General features: G+C 71.4%; 17 protein-coding genes. 13 read left to right on the plus strand and 4 right to left on the minus strand.

What is annotated here, in order from left to right; translation table 11 throughout:
* Window positions 1-28 precede the first annotated feature (28 nt).
* The 5 genes from E5N76_RS00660 (at window position 29) to prpB (ending at window position 6,048) form a co-directional block, all read left to right on the plus strand.
* Complete coding sequence (locus tag E5N76_RS00660; RefSeq protein ID WP_149535367.1) at window positions 29-1,420, plus strand: sodium:proton antiporter; 1,392 nt, start codon at window positions 29-31, stop codon at window positions 1,418-1,420.
* Between the two features lie 56 nt (window positions 1,421-1,476).
* Window positions 1,477-2,853: a sodium:proton antiporter gene (locus E5N76_RS00665; protein WP_149535368.1), complete on the plus strand. Its 1,377-nt coding sequence runs from the start codon at window positions 1,477-1,479 to the stop codon at window positions 2,851-2,853.
* Window positions 2,854-2,946: 93 nt separating this feature from the next.
* Window positions 2,947-3,639 (plus strand): DUF1826 domain-containing protein, encoded by a 693-nt coding sequence (locus E5N76_RS00670; RefSeq protein ID WP_149535369.1) that lies wholly within the window; start codon window positions 2,947-2,949, stop codon window positions 3,637-3,639.
* The gene (zigA, locus tag E5N76_RS00675) at window positions 3,636-4,835 is read left to right on the plus strand and encodes a zinc metallochaperone GTPase ZigA (RefSeq protein WP_149535370.1); all 1,200 of its coding nucleotides are present in this window, start codon (window positions 3,636-3,638) and stop codon (window positions 4,833-4,835) included. Before E5N76_RS00670 ends, zigA begins: the two co-directional genes overlap by 4 nt.
* Window positions 4,836-5,124: 289 nt before the next feature.
* Complete coding sequence (prpB, locus tag E5N76_RS00680) at window positions 5,125-6,048, plus strand: methylisocitrate lyase (RefSeq protein WP_149535371.1); 924 nt, start codon at window positions 5,125-5,127, stop codon at window positions 6,046-6,048.
* Window positions 6,049-6,201: 153 nt separating this feature from the next.
* Here the strand turns inward: prpB and E5N76_RS00685 are convergent, their stop codons facing one another.
* Window positions 6,202-6,648 carry an outer membrane protein assembly factor BamE gene (locus E5N76_RS00685; protein ID WP_187829889.1) on the minus strand — a complete coding sequence of 149 codons (447 nt, stop codon included), beginning with the start codon at window positions 6,646-6,648 and terminating at the stop codon, window positions 6,202-6,204.
* A 360-nt stretch (window positions 6,649-7,008) separates the two neighbouring features.
* On the opposite strand from E5N76_RS00685, the gene E5N76_RS00690 reads away from it, so the two are divergent.
* From E5N76_RS00690 to E5N76_RS00720, 7 genes are all read left to right on the plus strand, one after another.
* Window positions 7,009-7,572: a ubiquinol-cytochrome C chaperone family protein gene (locus E5N76_RS00690; RefSeq protein ID WP_149535373.1), complete on the plus strand. Its 564-nt coding sequence runs from the start codon at window positions 7,009-7,011 to the stop codon at window positions 7,570-7,572.
* The gene (locus E5N76_RS00695; protein WP_149535374.1) at window positions 7,562-8,053 is read left to right on the plus strand and encodes a YceD family protein; all 492 of its coding nucleotides are present in this window, start codon (window positions 7,562-7,564) and stop codon (window positions 8,051-8,053) included. Before E5N76_RS00690 ends, E5N76_RS00695 begins: the two co-directional genes overlap by 11 nt.
* A gap of 242 nt (window positions 8,054-8,295) precedes the next feature.
* Entirely contained in the window at window positions 8,296-8,496 is a 201-nt protein-coding gene (gene rpmF, locus E5N76_RS00700) for a 50S ribosomal protein L32 (RefSeq protein ID WP_149535375.1), read from the plus strand.
* Between the two features lie 35 nt (window positions 8,497-8,531).
* On the plus strand, window positions 8,532-9,578 hold the full coding sequence (plsX, locus tag E5N76_RS00705) for a phosphate acyltransferase PlsX (protein ID WP_268921275.1): 1,047 nt from the start codon (window positions 8,532-8,534) through the stop codon (window positions 9,576-9,578).
* 17 nt (window positions 9,579-9,595) lie between these two features.
* A complete protein-coding gene (locus E5N76_RS00710) occupies window positions 9,596-10,576 on the plus strand; it encodes a beta-ketoacyl-ACP synthase III (protein ID WP_149535376.1) in 981 nt (326 codons plus the stop codon).
* A 39-nt stretch (window positions 10,577-10,615) separates the two neighbouring features.
* A complete protein-coding gene (locus E5N76_RS30890) occupies window positions 10,616-11,131 on the plus strand; it encodes an integration host factor subunit alpha (RefSeq protein WP_268921280.1) in 516 nt (171 codons plus the stop codon).
* Window positions 11,128-11,520, plus strand: a complete 393-nt coding sequence (locus E5N76_RS00720; protein WP_149535378.1) for a MerR family transcriptional regulator — start codon at window positions 11,128-11,130, stop codon at window positions 11,518-11,520. Before E5N76_RS30890 ends, E5N76_RS00720 begins: the two co-directional genes overlap by 4 nt.
* 170 nt (window positions 11,521-11,690) lie before the next feature.
* Here E5N76_RS00720 and E5N76_RS00725 read toward each other — a convergent pair whose 3' ends face one another.
* From E5N76_RS00725 to E5N76_RS00735, 3 genes are all read right to left on the minus strand, one after another.
* The gene (locus E5N76_RS00725; RefSeq protein WP_207791824.1) at window positions 11,691-13,286 is read right to left on the minus strand and encodes an ABC transporter substrate-binding protein; all 1,596 of its coding nucleotides are present in this window, start codon (window positions 13,284-13,286) and stop codon (window positions 11,691-11,693) included.
* Window positions 13,283-13,471 carry a hypothetical protein gene (locus E5N76_RS00730; protein ID WP_149535379.1) on the minus strand — a complete coding sequence of 63 codons (189 nt, stop codon included), beginning with the start codon at window positions 13,469-13,471 and terminating at the stop codon, window positions 13,283-13,285. Before E5N76_RS00730 ends, E5N76_RS00725 begins: the two co-directional genes overlap by 4 nt.
* A 91-nt stretch (window positions 13,472-13,562) precedes the next feature.
* On the minus strand, window positions 13,563-14,975 hold the full coding sequence (locus E5N76_RS00735) for an amidase (protein ID WP_187829890.1): 1,413 nt from the start codon (window positions 14,973-14,975) through the stop codon (window positions 13,563-13,565).
* A gap of 205 nt (window positions 14,976-15,180) precedes the next feature.
* On the opposite strand from E5N76_RS00735, the gene E5N76_RS00740 reads away from it, so the two are divergent.
* Window positions 15,181-16,698, plus strand: a complete 1,518-nt coding sequence (locus E5N76_RS00740; protein ID WP_149535381.1) for an acyl--CoA ligase — start codon at window positions 15,181-15,183, stop codon at window positions 16,696-16,698.
* Window positions 16,699-16,833: the final 135 nt, after the last annotated feature.

Below are 16,833 nucleotides of genomic sequence, written 5' to 3' on the forward strand. Positions count from 1 at the left end.
CGGGCCTCCGGCCAGGACATTTGGGGGCATGCTCGGGAATCTCCACCGCCTGGCCCTGCCGGCGGCGCCGCTCCTGCTCGTCCCCATGCCGGCGCTGGCGGCGCCGGAACAACCCATCGGCCTGGCCTGGGGCCTGCCCTTTGCCGGGCTGCTGCTGTCCATCGCGCTGTTCCCGCTGCTGGCGGACCGGCTGTGGCACCGGCGCATGGGGTTGATCGCGGCGCTCTGGGCGCTGGCGCTGCTGCTGCCCTGGGCGGCGCGCTTCGGCCCGGGCGACGCCCTTGGCCTCGCCTGGCACGCCATATTGCTGGAGTACCTGCCTTTCGTGGCGCTGATCTTCGCCCTGTTCACGGTCGGTGGCGGCATCGTGGTGCAGGGCGGGCCCTGGGGCACGCCCGCGGGGAATACCCTGCTGCTGGCGATCGGCACCCTGCTCGCCAGCCTGATGGGCACCACCGGCGCCGCCATGGTGCTGATCCACCCGCTGCTGCGGGCCAATGCGCACCGGGTGCGGAAGGTGCACCTGGCGGTCTTCTTCATCCTGCTGGTCGGCAATGTCGGCGGCAGCCTGACGCCGCTCGGCGATCCGCCGCTCTTCCTCGGCTTCCTGCGTGGCGTGCCCTTCTTCTGGCCGGCCCTGCATCTGCTGCCGCCGATGGCGGTGGTGGCCGGGCTGCTGCTGCTGGCCTTCTTCGTGCTGGACAGCGTTCTGGCGCGGCGGGACCCGCCGCCGCCGGAGACGCGGCCTCTTCGCCTCCGGGGCGCGGCCAACATCGCCCTGCTCGTCCTGGTGATCCTCGCCGTGCTCATGCAGGGCGTCTGGCGGCCCGGGGAGGTGGTGCTGTTCGGCGAGGCGATCGGCGGGGAGCGGCTGGCCGGCATGGTGCTGATGCTCGGCATCGGCCTGCTTTCGCTGCGGCTGACGCCGCTTTCCAGCCATGAGGCCAACATGTTCTCCTGGGCGCCCTTCGCGGAGGTGGCGAAGCTCTTCGCCGCCATCTTCATCTGCATGGCGCCGATGATCGCGATCCTGCATGCCGGCGAATCGGGCCCGCTGGGCGGGCTGCTGGCGCTGACCACGGGGGCGGCGGGGCAGCCCCTGCCGGCCGCCTATTTCTGGCTGACGGGCGGGCTTTCCGCCTTCCTCGACAACGCGCCGACCTATGTCGTCTTCTTCGAGCTGGCGGGCGGCGACCCGGCGCGGATGACCGGGGAGAGGGCGCCGGTGCTGCTGGCCATTTCCTGCGGCGCGGTCTTCATGGGGGCGCTCACCTATATCGGCAATGCGCCGAATTTCATGGTGCGGGCCATCGCCTCCCGCCGCGGGGTGCATATGCCGGGCTTCCTCGGCTTCATGGGCTGGAGCCTGGTGCTGATGCTGCCGCCGCTCGCTCTCGTGACCTGGCTGTTCTTCCTGTAGAGCGGGGGAAACGGCCGGGGGGCGGGGCGTTGCGGGGAATCTTGCCGGGGATTGGGATGCTGGTCCTGCTGCCAGGGCCGGCGGCGGCGGCGGTGGAGGGGGCGGCGATGGGCCTCGGCTGGGGCCTGCCCTTTGCCGGGCTGCTGCTCTCCATCGCCCTGCTGCCGCTGCTGGCCGGGCGGCTCTGGCATCATCACTATGGCAAGATCGCCGCCCTCTGGGTGCTGGCGCTCTTCCTGCCCTTCGCCATCCGCTTCGGGCCGGAGGCGACGCTGGCCACCTTCCGCCATGTGCTGCTGCAGGAGTACCTGCCCTTCATCGCCCTGCTGCTGGCGCTCTACACCACCGGGGGCGGGGTGCTGCTGCGCGGCCGGCTGGTCGGCACACCGGGGACCAACACCGCGCTGCTGGCCACCGGCACCGCCATCGCCTCGCTGATGGGCACCACCGGTGCGGCCATGCTGCTGGTCCGGCCGCTGCTCCGCGCCAATGCCTTCCGCCGGCGCAAGACCCACAGCTTCGTCTTCTTCATCTTCCTGGTCGCCAATATCGGCGGCGGGCTGACCCCGCTGGGCGATCCGCCGCTCTATCTCGGCTTCCTCAAGGGGGTGGGGTTCTTCTGGACGGCGGAGCATCTCTTCGCCGAGGTGCTGTTCTGCGCCCTGCTGCTGCTCGCGCTGTACTGGCTGCTGGACAGTTGGGCCTGGGCGCGGGAGAAGCCGGTGCCGCCCGCGCTGCCGCCCGGGGTGCCGCCCGAGAGGCTGGGGGTGGAGGGGCGGGTGAACCTCGCTTTGATCGGCGGTATCGTCGCCCTGGTGCTGCTGCAGGGCGTCTGGCAGCCGGGGGAGGTGGCGCTGCTCGGCGAGCCTGTCGGCCTCGAGCGGCTGCTGGCCATGGCCGGCTTCCTCGGCATCACCGCCCTTTCCCTGAAGCTGACGCCGGCGGCGCTGCGCGAGGCGAATGGCTTCGCCTGGGGGGCGATGGCGGAGGTGGCGAAGCTCTTCGCCGCCATCTTCCTCTGCATGGCGCCGGTGCTGGAGATCCTGAAGGCCGGGCCGGCGGGGGCGGCTTCCGGGCTGGTGGCGCTCACCTCCGATGCGGGTGGGGAGCCGATCCCCGCCGTCTATTTCTGGCTGACCGGGGGGCTCTCCTCTTTTCTCGATAACGCACCGACTTACCTGGTGTTCTTCAACCTGGCTGGCGGCAATGCGGCAGAGCTGATGGGGGAGGGGGCGCTGATCCTTGCGGCCATTTCCTGCGGCGCGGTCTTCATGGGGGCCAACAGCTATATCGGCAACGCGCCTAATTTCATGGTGAAAGCCATTGCCGAGGAAGGCGGCGTCCGGATGCCGAGCTTCTTCGGCTACTGCGCCTGGGCCGCCGCGGTGCTGCTGCCGCTCTTCCTGCTGGTAACCTGCATTTTCTTCCGCTGAGGCGGGGCGGAGGGGGCCGGGCGGGGCGTGCCCCTCTGGACAGGAAGAAGTTATGTTATAACATAACTAATCGATCTTGTCGGATTGCCTGCCATGTCGGGATTGGTGCTCGAATGCTTCAGCGCGGCCTCCCTCCTGCCGCCGCCCCACCCTGGCGCCCCCACCCGCTACCAGGGCGCCTGCGTCTCCGGCGCGTCGCCGGAGGTGCTGGCCGACATCCTGCGGCCGGAATGCAACCTCGCGATCTGGCACCGTACCCTGCCGCGCCGCCTCCGTACCGGGCTGCGGCCGCTGCTCGCCGCCGCGCCCTTCTCGGTCAGCGCGGAGGGCGAGCTGGAGGCGGCCCTGACCGTCCTGACCGAAGCCCTGCCGGCGCCCCCCGGCTTCGAACTGCTGCAGGACATCGCCCAGCTTGCCCTGTTCTTCGCCGCCCTGGCGGAGACCGGGGAGGCGGTCCGGCTCCGGCTGGAGGGCATCACCGGCCCGGCCTGCCATCGCTGGCATGCCGATGCGGTGGGGCTCCGGCTGCTCTGCACCTATTGCGGCCCGGGGACGGAATTTCTGCCCCTGGCCGGCGGCGCGGAAGCGGCGCGCGCCCTGGACCCCGCGGCGCTGCCCTGCCCGGCGGGCCGGGTCGCCACCGGCGCCGCCGCCCTGCTCAAGGGCGAGGCGTATCCCGGCAATGCCGGCTTCGGCTGCCTGCACCGCTCGCCCCCCGCCGGCGCCGGCCCCCGCGCCCGGCTGCTGCTCTGCCTCGATGAGCCTGGAAGGATCCCGCCCGAATGACGCCAGATCCCCGCCTGCCGGTTACCGTCCTTTCCGGCTTCCTCGGCGCCGGCAAGACGACGCTGCTGAACCACCTCCTCGCCAACCGCGAGGGCCGCCGCGTCGCGGTCATCGTGAACGACATGAGCGAGGTGAACATCGACGCCGCCCTGGTCGGCCATGCCGGCACCCTCTCCCGCACCGAGGAGAAGCTGGTCGAGCTCTCCAATGGCTGCATCTGCTGCACCCTGCGCGACGACCTGCTGCGGGAGGTGGCGCGGCTGGCGCGGGAGGGCCGCTTCGACGCCCTGCTGATCGAGAGCACCGGCATCAGCGAGCCGATGCCGGTCGCCGCCACCTTCGAGTTCCGCGCCGAGGACGGGTTCAGCCTCGCCGACCTGGCCCGGCTGGACACCATGGTGACGGTGGTGGATGCCAGGGCCTGGCTGGAGGATTACGCCTCCGCCGACAGCCTCGCCGCCCGTGGCGAGACGGCGGGGGAGGGGGATGGCCGGCTGCTCGTCGACCTGCTGGTCGAGCAGGTGGAGTTCGCCGACGTCATCCTGCTGAACAAGGCGGATCTGGTGAGCGAGGCGGAGCTCGGCCGCCTCGCCGGGCTGATCGCCACCTTCAACCCGGGGGCGGAAATCATCGCCTGCACGCGGGGCCAGGTGCCGCTGGGGCGGGTCCTCGGCACCGGGCGGTTCGACTTCGCCCGGGCGCAGCAGGCCGCCGGCTGGGCCCAGGCGCTGGCCGGGGGGCACCTGCCGGAGAGCGAGGAATTCGGCATCCGCTCCTTCGTCTGGCGGGCGCGGCGGCCGCTGCACCCGGCCCGGTTCAAGGCGCTGATCGAGGGCGAGCTGCCCGGCGTGGTCCGCGCCAAGGGTTTCTTCTGGCTGGCGACGCGCCTGCCCTGGGCCGGGTCCTGGCAGCTTGCCGGGCGCATCGGCCGGCATGAGGCGGCGGGGTTCTGGTGGGCCGCCCAGCCGGAGGGGCGCTGGCCGGAGGACCCGAAATGGCGCCAGGGGGTGCTGGCGAACTGGCAGGAGCCCTGGGGCGACCGGCGGCAGGAGATCGTCCTCATCGGCATCGGGATGGAGGAGGCGGCGCTGCGCCGGGCGCTCGACGCCTGCCTGCTGACCCCGGCGGAGATGCGCGGCGGCCCCCGCGCCTGGGCCCGGCTGCCCGACCCCTTCCCGGAGTGGCGCGCGGGGTGACGCGGGGCGGGGAGGGGGCTTCGCCCGTTGGCGGCAGCGCCGCCAACCGCCCCCCCCGACCCCGGTCCGAGTTTCAGACCCGACGGTTCAACCTGCCGACTCAGGGCGGGGTCCGGGGCCAAGCCTTGGCCCCGGCGGGGTCCAGGGGCAGAGCCCCTGGTGGAGGCTAGGGGGCGAAGCCCCCGTTCTTCCCGGCGATCCGCCCGGCCTATCGCCGCCTTCGCCTCTCCGGAATTGACAGCGCCCGCGTCCCGCCGCCTTCTGCCGCCACGCCAGAAGGAGATGCACCATGCCCTATGTGATCGGCGCCGACGTGCCGGACGAGCCCGCCGGCCTCCGCTTCCGCCGCCTGCTGGACCGGCCGGAGATCCTGCGCATGCCCGGCGCCCATCTCGGCATCTCCGCCCTGCTCGCCAAGCAGCAGGGGTTCGAGGCGCTCTACCTCTCCGGCGCCGCCATGACCGCCACCATGGGCCTGCCCGATCTCGGCATGATCACGGTGGACGAGGTCTGCTTCTACATCCGCCAGGTGGCCCGCGCCGCCGGCCTGCCCATGCTGGTGGATGGCGATACCGGCTATGGCGAGGCGCTGAACGTCATGCACATGGTCCGCGCCTTCGAGGAGGCGGGGGCCGGGGCGGTGCATCTGGAGGACCAGCTCCTGCCGAAGAAATGCGGCCATCTGAACGACAAGAAGCTGGCCGACGCCCATGACATGGCGGCCAAGATCGCCGCCGCCCGCAAGGCCCGCAAGCACCTCTATATCATCGCCCGCACCGATGCCGCCGCCAGCGAGGGCATGGACGGCGCCGTGGCCCGCGCCAGGCTCTACCTGGAGGCCGGGGCCGACGCGATCTTCCCCGAGGCGCTGAACACCGCCGAGATGTTCACCGAGTTTGCCAAGCGCATGCCTGGGGTGAAGCTGCTGGCCAACATGACCGAATTCGGTCGCACGCCCTTCTTCACCGCCGAGGAATTCCAGGCCATGGGCTATGCCATGGTGATCTGGCCGGTTTCCCATCTGCGGGTCGCGGCCAAGGCGATGGAGGAGCTCTACGTCTCCATCAAGGCCAATGGCGGCACCCATAAGATGGTGGACCGCATGCAGACCCGCGCCGAGCTCTACGCCACCATCGGCTATCACGACTATGAGGCGCTGGACGCGACCCTGGTGAAGACCGTCATCCCGACGGCCATGCCCCAGCGCGGCTGACCCGCGCCACGGCCGGGTCAGGCCCGGCGCCGCGGTTGCCCCCGCGCCGCCTGCCGCCCTGCCGCGGCAAGTCGCGCGCGTGCCGGACGTCGAGCGGTCCGGAGCCCCCAGGAAGGCGCGCCGCAAGGCGCGCAGCGGCTTCCCGGGGAGGAGCTATTGCTGCCCCGGCGAAGGCTGCTGCGACATCATGCCGACCCGGCCGATATTGCCGAACAGCGCCTGCATCAGCGTGCGCTCCGTGCCCGGGGTCGGGGTCTCGCGGGAGACCATGGTGACGTTCTGGCCATCCTCCGCCCCCAGCACCTTCACCTCCCGCACCACGCCGCTGGCGTCGAACAGCACGGCGACGGTGCGCTGGTCGCTCACCGCCAGCTCCCGCCCCGGCCGGGCCCGGGTATTGGAACTGATATAGTACCAGGCGCCGTCATTGAAGGTGCTGGACTGGGTGGGGGAGCCGAGCAGGGATTGCACGTCCCGCCGGGTCGCGACGCCCGGGGTGATCTGGGCAAGCTGCTCATCCGAGACCCGGTTGCCACGCATGATGACCGGCGAATCGAAGAAGCTGCAGCCGGCGAGCAGGAGCAGGGCAGCGGCCGCCATCGGGCGAAGCAGCTTGCCGGCCGGCCGGCGCACAGCCCGGCCCGGGGACTGGCCCCGGCCCCAGGCGGCACGTGCCGCGTTGACCGTTCGGGTGAGGCGATCCATCTCTCGTTCCAACTGGCCGGCCGGACTCCCCGGCTGCCGCCAGATGGCATCACGCCACGCCAGGGTCAACAGCGCCCTGGAACGAGGTGCACCTCCTCCGGTTGCGCATTCCGTTCCGGCGCCTTGCCTGATGGCGTGAGTCACGCTTTCGGTTGCGGCAACCTCAAGCGGTCACGCGCTGTTCGGATCGCGTGCAGCACGCTTTCGGTTGAGGCAATCTCCAGCGATCACGCCCTGCCTGAAGGACCGCCGCCCATGGGCCTCTTCGCCCTGTTCCGCCGCAAGCCGCATGAGCGGGCCGGCTTCGAGCTTTACGGCACCGCCGTCGCGGCCGCGCGCCAGCCCTGGTTCTTTGCCACGCTCGGCGTGCCGGACACGCTGGATGGCCGCTTCGACCTGGTCGGGCTGCATGTCGCCCTGCTCATCCGCCGGCTGCACCGGGACCCGGACCGGCGCGGCCCGGCCTTGGCCCAGGCGGTGTTCGACGCCATGTTCGCCGATATGGACCTGAATTTGCGGGAAATGGGGGTGGGGGACCTGGTCGTCGGCAAGCGGGTGAAGCGGATGTGGGAGGCGTTCCACGGCCGCGCCCAGGCCTATGAGGCGGCGATCGCCGCCGGGGATGCCGCCGCCATGGCCGCCGCGCTGCGCCGCAATGTCTGGCGGGCCGAGGATGCCGGCCCGCCCCCGGCGGCGGCGCTGGCGCTGGCCGGCTACGCCCTTGCCGCCGCCGCGGCGCTGGAAGGGCAGGGGATGCCGGCGCTGCTGGCCGGCGAGGCGCATTTTCCCCCGGCCGGGGCCGTCGCCGATGCCGCCTGAATTCTCCCGCCGCCTGCCGCTTGGTCTGGTGGGGCCGGGCGGCCGCCGCGAATCCCTGGTGGCGACGCCGGAGGAATGCGCCGCGCTGGCGGCCCGCTTCGACCTCCTCGGCATCGACTCGCTCAGTGCCGAGCTGCACCTCCGGCCGGATGCGGATGGCGCGGTGCTGGCGGCGGGGGAGCTGCGGGCCGAGGTGATCCAGGCCTGCGTGGTGACGCTGGAGTCGGTGCCGCAACGCGTTGAGGAGCGCCTGGCCTTTCGCCTGCTGCCGCCGGGGCAGGCGGAGTCGGACGGGCCGGAGGATCTGGACGAGATCGCCTGCCCCGATGGCGTGGCCGATCTGGGGGAGGCGGTGGCGGAGCAGCTTGCCCTGGCGCTGGACCCCTATCCGCGGGCGCCAGGGGCCGAATTGCCGCCGGAAGCGCAGGATGCTTCGGGGGGCGCCTTCGCGGCCCTCGACCGGCTGAAGAGATCGAATTAGGAATTTCGCGTAAATAACAGAAAATAAAAGAAGGACCGCGGCGCTGCCCCTGAGCCTCCGCCGGGGACCGGACCGCTCCCCCGGACCCCGGTCCGAGTTGCGAACCGGACGGTCGGACCTGCCGGCTCACGCCGGGGTCCGGGGCGCGGAGCCCCCGCAGCTTGCACGCCAGGGGCCCGGGTGCTACAGCCCCGCGCTCCCGACGAATCTCATTACGTCTGTATGAAGGAAGGCTCGGCGCCATGGCCGTTCCGAAGAAGAAGGTTTCGCCCTCCCGCCGCGGCATGCGCCGGTCGCACGAGGCCCTGTCCCGCGAGAACCACGCGGAATGCCCGAATTGCGGCGAGCTGAAGCGCCCGCACCATGTCTGCAGCTCCTGCGGCTATTATGATGGGCGTGAAGTCGTCCCGGCCGAATCAGTGAAGGGCGTGGTCCGCAGCTGACGGAACCGGGGCAGCTCGGCGGAGGTCCGGAACCCGTGCCGCACTCCTTCTCCCTGGCCATCGACGCCATGGGGGGCGACCATGCACCCGATATCGTGCTGGACGGGCTGGAGCTGGCGGCCGAACGCCACCCCGAAGCCCGGTTCCTGCTGGTCGGGGATGAGGCGCGGATCGGCGCCATGCTCGCCCGCCGGCCGCGCGCCGCGAAGCTCTGCCGGCTGCGCCACGCGCCGGGCGTGATCTCCGCCGAGATGAAGCCGACGGCGGCGCTGCGCCAGGGGCGGAACAGCTCCATGCGGCTCGCCATCGACGCCGTCGCATCCGGCGAGGCGGAGGGCGTCGTCTCCGCCGGCAATACCGGCGCGCTGATGGCGCTGGCGAAGATCGTGGTGAAGACCCTGCCGGAGATCGACCGGCCGGCGCTCGCCGCCATCGCGCCTTCCGCGCGCGGCGACGTGGTGATGCTCGACCTCGGCGCCAATGTGCAGTGCGACAGCCGCAACCTGGTCGAATTCGCCGTCATGGGCGATGCCTTCGCCCGCGCCGTGCTCGGCCTCACCGCGCCCTCCCTCGGCCTGCTCAATGTCGGCTCGGAGGAGCTGAAGGGCGATGACCGGGTGCGCCAGGCGGCGGAAGTGCTGCGGGAAAGCCATATCGCGCCGCATTTCCATGGCTTCGTCGAAGGCCATGACATCGCCGCCGGGACGGTGGATGTGGTGGTGACGGATGGCTTCACCGGCAATGTCGCGCTGAAGACGGCGGAGGGCACGCTGAAGCTGATGCGCGACCTGCTGCGCCAGGTCTTCACCAGCAGCGTTCCCGCCCGGCTGGGCTATCTGCTCGCCCGCCCGGCGCTCGACCGGTTGCGGGAGTGGATGGACCCGCGCAGCTACAACGGCGCCATCCTGCTCGGCCTCAACGGCGTCGTCGTGAAGTCGCATGGCGGCACGGATGCGACGGGCTTCGCCCATGCCATCGACGTGGCGATGGACATGGTGACGCATCGCTTCAATGATCGAATCCGCGAGGGGTTGACCCGGCTCGCCGCCCCCGCACCGGTGGCGGCGGCGACGCCCCGCTGAGGAATCGGGGAGACGGCATGACCCTGGGTTCGCTGATCGCCGGCTGCGGCGGCTACCTGCCGGAGAAGGTGCTGCGCAACGACGATCTCGCTGCCGAATACGGCATCGAAACCTCCGATGCCTGGATCGTCGAGCGCACTGGCATCCGCCAGCGGCATATCGCGGCGAAGGGGGAGACCGCCTCCTCCATGGGCGCGGCGGCGGCGCGGCGGGCGCTGGAGCGCGCGGGGCTGCCGGCCGAGGCGGTGGATTGCGTCATCGTCGCGACCTCGACGCCGGACAGCGCCTTCCCGGCGACCGCCGTGCGCATCCAGGCCGCGCTCGGCTGCGGCCCGGGCTTCGCCTTCGATCTCTCCGCGGCCTGCACCGGCTTCATCTACGCCCTCGGCATGGCGGATGCGCTGCTGCGCACCGGCCAGGCGCGCTGTGCCCTGGTGATCGGGACGGAGACCTATTCCCGCATCCTGGACTGGACGGATCGCGGCACCTGCGTGCTGTTCGGCGACGGCGCCGGCGCGGTGGTGCTGACGGCCACGGAAGGGCAGGGGCGCGCCGCGGATCGCGGCATCCTCTCCACCCATCTGCATTCCGATGGCCGTTACGCCGACATCCTGCATATCGAGGGCGGCGCCGGCAGCGATGGCGGCACCGGCCTGCTGCGCATGGCGGGGCGGGAGGTGTTCCGCCACGCCGTCGGCAAGCTCGCCGCGGTGGTGGACGAAGCCCTGGCGGCGCATGGGCTCGGCCATGGCGATGTGCGCTGGCTGGTGCCGCACCAGGCGAATCTGCGCATCATCGACGCCATGGGCAGGAAGCTGGGCCTGCCGCGGGAGCGGGTGGTGGTCACGGTGGATCGCCATGCCAACACCTCCGCCGCCTCCATCCCGCTGGCGCTGGCCGATGCCGATGGCCGCGGCGCCATCGAGCGCGGCGACCTGGTGCTGATGGAGGCGATCGGCGGCGGCCTCACCTGGGGCGCGGCGCTGGTCCGGTTCTGAGGGCTCCTCCCGTCAAAGGCCGAAGGGCCTTTGGAAACCATGAATTCGGTAGCGACGGTCGAGGCGCAAAACGCAAGGGTCCAAAGGGCCCTTCGGCCCTTTGCGGGTGGGAGGTCGAGGGAGGGCGACGCCGTAAGGCGCGCCTCATGTCAAGGCGCGACGCCTTCCCTCAACACGGTTGACGCCCGAGGCCGATACCGGTTTTCTAGCCCCCAGAACGGCTTGCAGGACCGGGCTCAGAGCATGAACACCTTGACGCGGGCCAATCTCGCGGAAGCGATCTACACCCAGGTCGGCCTCTCGCGGAACGAATCGGCTGCCCTGCTGGAGACGGTGCTGGAGCGGATCGCCGCGACGCTGGAAGCCGGCGAGGCGGTGAAGATTTCCGCCTTCGGCACTTTCCTCGTCCGCCAGAAGGGCCAGCGCGTCGGCCGCAACCCGAAGACGGGCGTGGAGGTGCCGATCCTGCCCCGCAAGGTTCTCTCCTTCCGTCCCTCCCAGGTGCTGAAGGCGCGCATCAACGGCCAGCCCCTGCCGCGCGGCGGCCAGGAGTGAGCGAGGCTGGCTCCGAGGGCCGCGGCCGCGGCCAGAAGGCGCCGACCGCCTTCCGCACCATTTCCGAAGTCGCCGACGACCTTCGCATTCCACAGCATGTGCTGCGCTTCTGGGAGACCAAATTCCCCCAGCTCAAGCCGCTGAAGCGCGGCGGCGGGCGGCGCTATTACCGGCCGGAGGATATCGCCCTGCTGCGGCGCATCTCCGACCTGCTCTACACCCAGGGCTACACCATCAAGGGCGTGCAGCGCCTGCTGCGGGAGGGTGGGCTGGAAGAGGCCGAACTGCCCTTGCCCGAGCCGCCCGAGACCGCCGCCGGCACCCTGCGCGAGGTGCTGGAGGAGCTGGAGGACATCGCCGGCGAGCTGCACGCTTTGGCAGGCCGCTGACGTTTCCCTCCCCCGCCTTGCGGGGGAGGGCTGGGGTGGGGGTGCCTGCGAGCTGGTGGGGGTGCCTGCGAGGTTGTGGGGGGTGCCCGCGAGCTGGCGGGGGTGCTGCGAGACCTCGCCGCCCACCACCCCCACCCTGACCCTCCCCCGCCAGCGGGGGAGGGAACGACCTATCCCATGCTGATCGGCGTCAGGTCCTGGATCCAATTCTGCGCCTGCACGAAGCCCTTCACCTTGGGCGACATGGCGCGCGGGTTCAGGTCGTGCACCACGAACAGCCAGGTCGCATCCTCGACCATCTTCGCATGCAGCTCGGCGATCAGCGCCGTCTGCTTCTCCGCGTCGAACTCCGCCCGGATCGCGGCGCAGAGCCGGTCGAATTCCGGCAGCTTCACATTGCACCAATTATTCCCCCGCGGCGCGATGCGGTCGCTCGCCAGCGTGCTGGTGAAGCCGAAATCCGGATCCACCCAGGACCAGGAATTGTTCAGCCCGCTGATTCCCGCCTGCTCCGGCGATTGCGCGCCCTGGGCGCGCCGCTGCGTCATGGTGGACCAGTCGATCACCTCGAAGCTGACCTCGACGTTCACCGCCCGCAGCATCTCCTGCATCGCCTCGTTCATGAGCTGCGGCTGCATCTGGCCGGAGCCGCTGGCGCTGATCGTCACCCGCAGCCTCAGCGGGTTGCGCGGCCCGTAGCCGGCCTCCGCCAGCAGCTTCTTCGCCTCCTCCGGATCGTAGCGGATGCGCCAGCTCGGGGTCCCGAACCAGGGATGCCCCGGCGGCACATTGCCCACCGCCGGCGCGCCGAAGCCCTGCAGCAGCCCCGCGATCCCCTCCCGGTCGATCGCCAGGTTCAGCGCCCGCCGCACCCTGAGATCGGTGGTCGGCGCCCCATCCACGCGGGAGAGGAACCAGGGCCAGATATGCTGGTAGGCATTGGTGACGATCTGCATCCCCGCCGCCTTCAGCCGCGCCGTCGCATCCGGCGGCGGCGCCTCGATGAAGTCGCACTGGCCGGAGAGCAGCGCCGCCGTCCGCGTATTCGCATCCGGGATCGGCAGCAACACCAGCCTGTCCGTCTTCGGCACCCGCGCCGGGTTCCAGTATTCCGTGTTCTTCACCAGCTCCAGCCGCTGCCGTGGCACCAGCCGGTCGAATTTCCACGGCCCGATGCCGGCCGGGTTGCGCAGATAGGCGTCCCAGCTCCGCCCCAGCTTCTCCCACTGGCCGGGGGAGGACATCATGATCCGCCCGAAATACCATGGCACCATCGCATCCGGCGCCTTGGTGACGATGCGGACGGCATGCGCCTCCGCCTTCTCCACCCGGTCGATCAGATTCATCCGCCCGTAGGTCTGGGCATTCTGTCGTGCGTCGTATTGCGGCGCCTGCGGGTCCATCAGCTTCCGCATGTTCCAGACGACGGCATCCGCGTCGAAGGGGCTGCCATCGTGGAAGCGCACCCCCTCCCGCAGCCGGAAGGTCCAGATGCGGCGGTCGCCCGGATCGGCCTCCCACCCCGTGGCGAGGCCGGGGATCAGCGTGCTCGGCTTGTCCCGCTGCGTCAGGTCCCAGCCGACCAGGCTGTCGTAGAGCGTCACGCCGACGAAGCGCCACCCCTCGCCGCCCTGGTCCGGCTGGCCGCCGAGATAGGGAATGTCGGAGAGCGTCATCGCGACGCGCAGCACCGTCTCGCCCTGGGCCTGGGCCGGGACGGCCGCAGCGGCGGCCAGCGCGCCGAGCGCACGACGGGTGAGACTCACCGCGCCGGCACCGCAAACGCTGCCGCGGGCTCAAGCCCCGCGGGCAAATCCCTGGGCTGGCGAGCCAGGCTGCCACGCATCGGGCCGGAGGCCGCCACCAGACGCGCCACCAGCGCCGGGTCCGGCATCTCGATGCCGGCGCGCAGGAGATGGCCGATCGCTTCGGCCTCGGTCATCGTGTCCATGTCCCACCTCCTCGCATTGAGGAGGGCTCTGCCCTCCTCGAACTCCTCCCGCCAAAGGCCGAAGGGCCTTTGGAAACCATGAGTCCGCCGCTCAGGCGCAGGGCAGCTTCCGCCAGAAGCCCGTCGCTTCCTCGAAGGCATGGGCGACGCGCAGCAGCGTCGCTTCCTCCAGATGCCGCGAGACCAATTGCAGCGAGAGCGGCAGGCCGGCGCTGTCGAAGCCGGCACAGATGCTGGACGCCGGATGGCCGGAGACATTCAGCACGCAGGTCGCGCTGGCCATCATGAACTCGCGGAAGCGGGCCTCGCCCTCCGCCCAGCGCGGCACCCGCGTCATCACGCAGGGCATCAGCACGGCATCGCAGGGACGCACGACCGCATCCATCGCTTCGGCCATCTGCCGGCGCCAGCGCTGCGCCGTGACGTACTCCGCGCCCGTCACCGCCATGGCGCCGAGGAACTTGCCCTGCAGCGCGCTGCCCATCAGCGCGAAGCGCTCCCGCACATCCGGCCCGTGGATGGACAGCGCCTCGGCCGAGGAGATCGGCCGCATGCAATCCCGCCACTCCTGCACGGCCCAGGGGACATCCACCTCCACCAGCCGGGCGCCGAGGTCGCGCAGCACCATCACCGCATTCTCGAAGGCGCCCACTACCTCCGGATCGGCGGCGTAGTCTCGCTCATGGAAGCGGCGCAGCACGCCGATGGTCAGGCCCACCACGCCGTCCTCGATCCTGGCGGCGAAATCCGGCACCGGCGCATCCAGGCTCGTCGGGTCCAGCGGATCGCGCCCCGCCAGCACATTCATCGCCAGCGCCGCGTCCTTCGCCCGCCGCGTCAGCGGCCCGGCCACGTCCAGCGTATAGGCGTTGGGCAGGATGCCGGCCCGCGAGAGCCTTCCATAGGTCGGCTTCAGCCCATGCAGCCCATGCACCGCCGCCGGCACCCGCACCGAGCCGCCAGTGTCCGAGCCCAGCCCCAGCGCGCAGAACCCCGCCGCCACCGCCACCCCCGTGCCGTTGGAGGAGCCCGCCGTGTAGTAGTCCGGGTTCCAGGCATTGCGCGGCGGCGGCACCGGCAAATCCTCCTGTAACTCGCCCATGCCGGTGCCGTATTCCCAGGTATTGTGCTTGCCGATGAGGATGCCGCCCGCCGCCTGCAGCCGCGCATGCAGGGTCGCATCCGTCGCCGGCACATGCGCCCACCGCGCGCGGGAGGCGGCGGTGGTCCGGATCCCCGCGGTCGCGTAATTATCCTTCAGCCCATAGGGGATGCCGTGCAGCGGGCTGCGCGGCCCCCCCGCCATGATCGCCGCCTCGGCCGCCCGGGCCGCCACCAGCGCCGGCTCTTCCAGCACCGTGATATGGGCGTGCAGCGCCCCGTCCCGCGCCGCGATGCGGGCCAGCACGGCCCGCACCAGCTCCACCGGCGAGAGGGCGCGCCGGGCGATCAGCGCGCTCGCCTCGGCCAGGCTCAGCGCGGCGGGGTCGGTGGCCCGGGTCATGGGCAGGGCCCGGGGCGGCGGGGAAGGGCGGTCGCGGAATCGGGCATGGGCACGGCGTCCAGGAAGGGCCGGCCATGTGCTTCGCGTTGCTCCCGCCGGGATGATCGGCTGGGGCGGGCCGAGGGGCAAGGGGGACGGGGGCTGCCGCTTGCCGCCGCGCCTTCCAGGGTGCAGAGAACCTCGATCCGCCAGCCGAGGGAGCGCCATGACCGCCAGCCGCACCGTGCTCAGCCTGATCGCCGCCGGCGAGCCCTCCCGCCCCGCCATCCGGGCCCCCGAGCGCCCCGCCTTGACCTATGCGGGCCTGCTGGGCCTCGCCGAGCGGACCATGGCGGCGCTGAACGGCATCGGCATCGGCCGCGGCGACCGGGTGGCGATCGTCCTGCCCAACGGGCCGGAGATGGCGGCGAGCTTCCTCGCCATCGCCTGCGCCGCCACCACCGCGCCGCTGAACCCCGCCTACAAGGATGAGGAGTTCGAATTCTACCTGACCGACCTCAAGGCCAGGGCGCTGGTGGTGCTGCAGGGGGCGGAGACCCCCGCCCGCGCCGTCGCCGCCCGCCTGGGCGTGCCGGTGCTGGAACTGATCCCGGGCGAGGCGGCCGGGGATTTCACCCTTTCCGGCGGCACGCCCGGCGCGGCGGCGCGGCCCGGGCCGGCGGAGGCCGAGGACGTTGCCCTGGTGCTGCACACCTCTGGCACCACGGCGCGGCCGAAGATCGTGCCGCTGACCCATACCAACGTCACCGCCTCGGCCGGCAACATCGCGCGCACCCTGCGGCTGACTGCCGAGGATGCCTGCCTCAACGTCATGCCGCTCTTCCACATCCATGGGCTGATCGCGGCGACCCTGGCCTCGCTGGCCGGCGGCGGCGCCGTCATCTGCACCCCGGGCTTCAACGCGCTGCGCTTCTTCGCCCTGCTCGATGCCGAGCGGCCGAGCTGGTACACCGCCGTGCCCACCATGCACCAGGCGATCCTGCAGCGCGCCGAGCGCAACAAGGAGATCATCGCCCGCGCCCCGCTGCGCTTCATCCGCAGCTCCTCGGCCTCCCTGCCGGCCCAGGCGATGAAGGACCTGGCCGCCGCCTTCTCCGCCCCGGTCATCGAGAGCTACGGCATGACCGAGGCCAGCCACCAGATGTGCAGCAACCCGCTGCCCCCCGGCGCGCAGAAGCCCGGCATCGTCGGCCTGCCGGCCGGGCCGGAGGTCGCCATCATGGATGATGACGGCAACCTCCTGCCCCAGGGCGCGATCGGCGAAGTGGTGATCCGCGGCCCCAACGTCACCAAGGGCTACGAAGCCAATCCGGAGGCCAATGCCAAGGCCTTCACCAAGGGCTGGTTCCGCACCGGCGACCAGGGGATGTTCGACAGGGACGGCTATCTGCTGCTGACCGGCCGCCTGAAGGAACTCATCAAGCGCGGCGGCGAGCAGGTCTCCCCGCTGGAGGTCGATGGCGTCCTCTCCGAGCATCCTGCCGTTGCCCAGGCCCTGACCTTCTCCATCCCGCATCCGATGCTGGGCGAGGAGGTGGGCTGCGCCGTGGTGCTGCGCGAGGGCATGGAATGCTCCGAGCGCGAGCTGCGCGACCACGCGGCGAAGCACCTGGCCGACTTCAAGGTGCCGCGGAAGGTGGTGTTCCTGCCGGAGATCCCGAAGGGCGCCACCGGCAAGCTGATGCGCATCGGCCTTGCCGAGAAGCTCGGCATCACGGCGTAACTCCCTCCCCCGCGGCGCGGGGGAGGGTTGGGGTGGGGGTACCCCCGCCAGCACATGATCGTCCCGCCGGGGCGGCGCCAGGGAGCAGGGGGCGCGCAGCCACCCCCACCCCGGCCCTCCCCCGTAAAGCGGGGG

The sequence above is a fragment of the Siccirubricoccus phaeus genome, assembly GCF_008360935.1.
GTDB classification, from domain to species: domain Bacteria; phylum Pseudomonadota; class Alphaproteobacteria; order Acetobacterales; family Acetobacteraceae; genus Siccirubricoccus; species Siccirubricoccus phaeus.

Bases quoted from the DNA above. Each gene is read 5' to 3' on its own strand.
- E5N76_RS00660 (WP_149535367.1), top strand. From the start codon at position 29: ATGCTCGGGAATCTCCACCGCCTGGCCCTGCCGGCGGCGCCGCTCCTG.
- E5N76_RS00665 (WP_149535368.1), top strand. From the start codon at position 1,477: ATGCTGGTCCTGCTGCCAGGGCCGGCGGCGGCGGCGGTGGAGGGGGCG.
- E5N76_RS00670 (WP_149535369.1), top strand. From the start codon at position 2,947: ATGTCGGGATTGGTGCTCGAATGCTTCAGCGCGGCCTCCCTCCTGCCG.
- zigA (WP_149535370.1), top strand. From the start codon at position 3,636: ATGACGCCAGATCCCCGCCTGCCGGTTACCGTCCTTTCCGGCTTCCTC.
- prpB (WP_149535371.1), top strand. From the start codon at position 5,125: ATGCCCTATGTGATCGGCGCCGACGTGCCGGACGAGCCCGCCGGCCTC.
- E5N76_RS00685 (WP_187829889.1), bottom strand. From the start codon at position 6,648: ATGGCGGCCGCTGCCCTGCTCCTGCTCGCCGGCTGCAGCTTCTTCGAT.
- E5N76_RS00690 (WP_149535373.1), top strand. From the start codon at position 7,009: ATGGGCCTCTTCGCCCTGTTCCGCCGCAAGCCGCATGAGCGGGCCGGC.
- E5N76_RS00695 (WP_149535374.1), top strand. From the start codon at position 7,562: ATGCCGCCTGAATTCTCCCGCCGCCTGCCGCTTGGTCTGGTGGGGCCG.
- rpmF (WP_149535375.1), top strand. From the start codon at position 8,296: ATGGCCGTTCCGAAGAAGAAGGTTTCGCCCTCCCGCCGCGGCATGCGC.
- E5N76_RS00710 (WP_149535376.1), top strand. From the start codon at position 9,596: ATGACCCTGGGTTCGCTGATCGCCGGCTGCGGCGGCTACCTGCCGGAG.
- E5N76_RS30890 (WP_268921280.1), top strand. From the start codon at position 10,616: ATGAATTCGGTAGCGACGGTCGAGGCGCAAAACGCAAGGGTCCAAAGG.
- E5N76_RS00730 (WP_149535379.1), bottom strand. From the start codon at position 13,471: ATGGACACGATGACCGAGGCCGAAGCGATCGGCCATCTCCTGCGCGCC.
- E5N76_RS00735 (WP_187829890.1), bottom strand. From the start codon at position 14,975: ATGACCCGGGCCACCGACCCCGCCGCGCTGAGCCTGGCCGAGGCGAGC.
- E5N76_RS00740 (WP_149535381.1), top strand. From the start codon at position 15,181: ATGACCGCCAGCCGCACCGTGCTCAGCCTGATCGCCGCCGGCGAGCCC.